At 30.2% G+C, this 4,703-nt stretch carries 3 protein-coding genes; all 3 read right to left on the reverse strand.

The features are described 5' to 3' along the window. Positions 1–651: pyruvate kinase (locus SPD90_RS04970; protein ID WP_320924496.1), on the reverse strand; the 651-nt coding region annotated here is incomplete at its 3' end. Between the two features lie 46 nt (positions 652–697). Then, complete coding sequence (gene pfkA / locus SPD90_RS04975; RefSeq protein ID WP_320924497.1) at positions 698–1,657, reverse strand: 6-phosphofructokinase; 960 nt, start codon at positions 1,655–1,657, stop codon at positions 698–700. 173 nt (positions 1,658–1,830) lie between these two features. After that, positions 1,831–4,703 (reverse strand): DNA polymerase III subunit alpha (locus SPD90_RS04980; RefSeq protein WP_320924498.1); only part of this gene is annotated, 2,873 nt, incomplete at its 5' end.

Genomic DNA, 4,703 nt, shown 5'->3' on the forward strand with positions numbered 1-4,703 from the left:
TATATGTGTAGCATTGTTATTTTCTAAGATTTCTCTTATAGCTAATACGTCAGATGCTTTTCTAACAAAAGATGCAGCTATAAAATCTATTCCTTGTTCTATACCAAATTCTATATCGCTTATGTCTTTTTCTGTTAAAGCTGGTAAGTTTATTTTTACTCCTGGTAAGTTTACACCTTTGTGATTTTTAACTATACCTGAGTTTTCAACTACACATATTATATCTTGGTCTTTTATCTCAGTTACTCTTAATCCAACAAGACCGTCATCTATAAGTATAGTATCTCCTACTTTTACATCATTGATTAATCCTTTGTAGCTTACAGTACATTTTTCTTTTGTACCTAATACTTCATCCATAGTTATTATGAATTGGCTTCCTTGTTCTAAAAGAACTTCTGGATCTGCAAAATTTCCTGTTCTTATTTCAGGTCCTTTAGTATCTAATAATAGTGCTATTGGAAGATTTAATTTTTCTCTTACTTTTTTTGCAGTATCCATTCTAGCTTTTTGTTCTTCATGGCTACCATGAGAAAAGTTAAATCTACATACATTAAGACCATTTTGTACTAATTGAGTTAATACCTCTTCACTATCAGAAGCAGGTCCTAATGTACATACTATTTTAGTTTTCTTTGCGTTTTTTAACATATTGTCCTCCTAAATTGTATTACATAAATTATTATATAAATTAAAACTATATAGATAGTATTTGTGTCATTTTATAAATATATTTGTCAAAATCTTTCTTCATAGCTAAAGCTTCATGTATGTCCATATCTATAACTTTGTCGTCTTTTATTCCAACTACTCTGGCAGATTTTCCATCTAATAATAATTCTACTGCTCTTACACCTAATTTACTTGCTAATATACGGTCAAATGCAGTTGGGCTTCCACCTCTTTGAACATGTCCAAGTACTGTTACTCTTAAATCAGCTCCTGTTTTTTCTGCTATTTGTTTACCTATTTCATGAGCGTTTCCAACACCTTCTGCTAAAACAATTATGCTGTGTTTTTTACCTCTCTTTTTAGTAGTTTCTAGTCTGTCGCATATTGCTTCTATGCTTTCTGGTTGTTCTGGTAAAATTATTGATTCAGCTCCACCTGCAAGACCTGAGAATAAAGCTAAATCTCCACAATGTCTTCCCATAACTTCAACTATGTTCACTCTTTCATGAGAAGAAGAGGTATCTCTTATTTTACCTATAGCATCGATTACAGTTTCTATAGCTGTGTAATATCCTATTGTATAATCTGTATATGCTAAGTCATTATCTATTGTTCCTGGTATTCCTATTGCAGGGAATCCTAATTCACTTAATTTAAGTGCTCCATTAAATGAACCATCCCCACCTATTACAACTAGACATTCTATTCCATATTTTTTAAGAACCTTAACAGCTATTTTTCTTCCTTCTTCTGTTTTAAATTCTTCACATCTTGAAGATTTTAATATTGTTCCACCTCTATGGATAATATCACCTACAGATGATAAATTCATTTCTTTTACATCGTCTTCTATTAATCCTTTATATCCTCTATTAATACCATATACCTTACAACCATAGTATATTGCAGATCTTACAACAGCTCTGATTGCAGCGTTCATTCCTGGAGCATCTCCACCACTTGTTAATATTCCTATAGTTTTCATCACATACCTCCTAAATATTTTGACTAGGACTTTTTTTGTCCCTATATTTATTTTTTATCCCATATTAATTAAAAAAAACTTACCCATTTATATACTACGATATTATACCATATTTTTATAAAATTTTTGTCACTATATATGTTATATTTTCCTGTATTTTATATTAATATTTTTTATTTAACAACCTTAATGCAAGTTTTATCTAGTATTTCCTCTAGATTGTCAATTAAAATCTTAGAAATAGCTACAGTACCATTCCATTTATACTTCTTTTTTGGAACAGTTGTACATAAAAATACTGGTTCTTTTCCTGGGTAAAATTTTAAAATTTTTTCTATTTTTTCGAGTTTTTGTCTATCATTTATATCATCTATCTTTATAAATAATTTTTCCCCTTGTTTATCTTCTTGTTTATTATACACCTTTTTAGTAGTTTGTGTAAAAGGAGTTTTATCATTTATGTCTTTTATTTCTTCAGCAATTATTTTAGCATTATCTTCTTGTATATTCAATCTTCCTTTAATATAAACTATATTTTCTTCATTTACAATAGTATTATATTGTTTTAATATTTTTGGAAATACAATTATCTCTATAGAACCATATAAGTCCTCAATTTCTAAGAAAGCCATTATTTCGTTTCTCTTAGTAGTTTGTATTCTTTTTTGAGAAATCATACCACCAATTATTACATTTTGCTGATCCATAGCTAAGAATTTATCCATATCTTCTTTTAGCTCTTTTAATTTTCTAGTATTTATAGATGTTTTTTTATTTAATTCTTCTTCATATTCAGAAAGAGGATGTCCAGTAACATACATTCCTAGAACTTCTTTTTCTAAAGCTAATTTTTCTCTTTCGTCATATTCTTCTATATTTGGAATAGAATTTATTTCATTTTCAAATTTATTTAATTCTTCACTTTCTCCAAAACCATCAAACAATGAAATTTGTCCGCGGACATTTTTCTTTCTTTCTAGAGATACACTTTCTAGTACTTTTTCATATCCCATAAGTAAACTAGCTCTATTGTATCCCATTTCATCAAATCCACCACATTTAATTAAACTTTCAATTACTCTTTTATTTATATCTTTATTATCCAATCTTTTGATTAAATTGACAAAATCTGTAAATTCGCCATTTTCTTCTCTTTCTATAACTATATTATTAATTACATTTACACCTACATTTTTTACAGCTGCAAGCCCAAATCTTATATTGTTATCTTCAACAGAGAATTTTGCGAAACTCTTGTTAATATCTGGTTTTAATACATTTATATTTAAAGCGTTACACTCTCTAATGTACTCAACTACTTTGTCTGTATTTCCCATTACACTTGTAATTAGAGCTGCCATAAATTCAACTGGATAATAAGCCTTTAAATAAGCTGTTTCATAAGATATAACACCGTACGCGGCGGCATGCGACTTATTAAATGCGTATTTAGCGAAGTCTATCATATCATCAAATATTTGATTTGCTATATTTTCATCCACGCCATTTCTTACACATCCTGCTATTTCTATATTACCATCTTCATCTGTCTTACCATGTATAAAATACTGTCTTTCTTCCTCCATTACATCCATTTTCTTTTTACCCATGGCTCTTCTAACTAGGTCACTTCGTCCATAGCTGTATCCACCTAGCTCTCTAACGACTTCCATAACTTGCTCTTGGTATATCAGACAACCGTATGTTACCTCCATTATAGGCTTTAGTTTTTCGTGTATATATGTTATTTTATCTGGATTATGTTTATTTTCTATATATGTCGGTATAGAATCCATAGGACCTGGTCTGTATAAAGATATTCCTGCTACTATATCTTCGAAATTACTAGGTTTCAATTGTTTCATAAACGATCTCATTCCTGCACTTTCCAGCTGGAACACTCCCAAGGTATTTCCTGAAGAAAGCAGTTCAAAAACCTTTGGATCGTCGTAGTCCATTTTCGAAAAATCTATTTTAATATTGTGATTTTTTTCAATTAAATCAAGTGCATCTCTTATAACTGTCAATGTTCTAAGTCCTAAAAAGTCCATTTTGAGAAGTCCTAACTCTTCTAAAGTTGTCATTGTAAATTGTGTACTTATTGCATCCTGATGTTTGTATAGTGGAACATATTCATCAATAGGCTTTTTAGATATAACTACACCTGCTGCATGAGTAGATGCATGTCTCAACATTCCCTCTAATTCTTTTGATATATTTATTATAGTTTTTGTCTCTTGGTCTTGCTCGTACATTTCTTTTAAATTAGGATTTGTTTCTAAAGCTTTGTCGATTGTCATTCCTAATGAGTTAGGAATTTCTTTAGCTATTTTATCTACTTTGTTGTAAGGTATATCTAAGACCCTACCCACATCTCTAATAGCTAATTTAGCTCCCATAGTACCAAATGTAATTATCTGCGCAACATGATCTTCTCCATATTTTCGCTTAACATAATCTATAACTTCTTCTCTTCTTTCATAGCAAAAATCCACATCTATGTCCGGCATGGACACACGCTCTGGATTTAAGAATCTTTCAAATAACAAATTATATTTTATAGGGTCTATATCGGTTATTCTAAGCGTATAAGCAACAATTGAACCTGCCGCACTACCACGTCCTGGCCCAACCATTATGTTGTTTTCTTTTGCAAAATTTATAAAGTCCCATGTTATCAAGAAGTACTCAACATACCCCATTTTGTTGATAACACCTAATTCATATTTAAGTCTTTCAAGAATTTCTTCGCTTGGATTTTCGTATCTTTCATATAGTCCCTTGTAACACAATTCTTCTAAATACTTAGATGTAGTATACCCCTCTGGTACTTCATAGTTAGGTAAATGTATCGTATTAAAATCAAATTCTACATTACATCTTTCTGCAATTTCAACAGTATTATCAAGGGCTTCTATGGCATATGGGAATAATTCTTCCATTTCATCCCTAGATTTTAGATAAAACTCATCTGAACCAAATTTCATTCTTCCTGGATCATTTAAAGTTTTCCCCATTTGAATACATAGTAAAACATCATGTGCTT

The sequence above is a fragment of the Intestinibacter sp. genome, assembly GCF_034113885.1.
Classification (GTDB): Bacteria; Bacillota; Clostridia; order Peptostreptococcales; family Peptostreptococcaceae; genus Intestinibacter.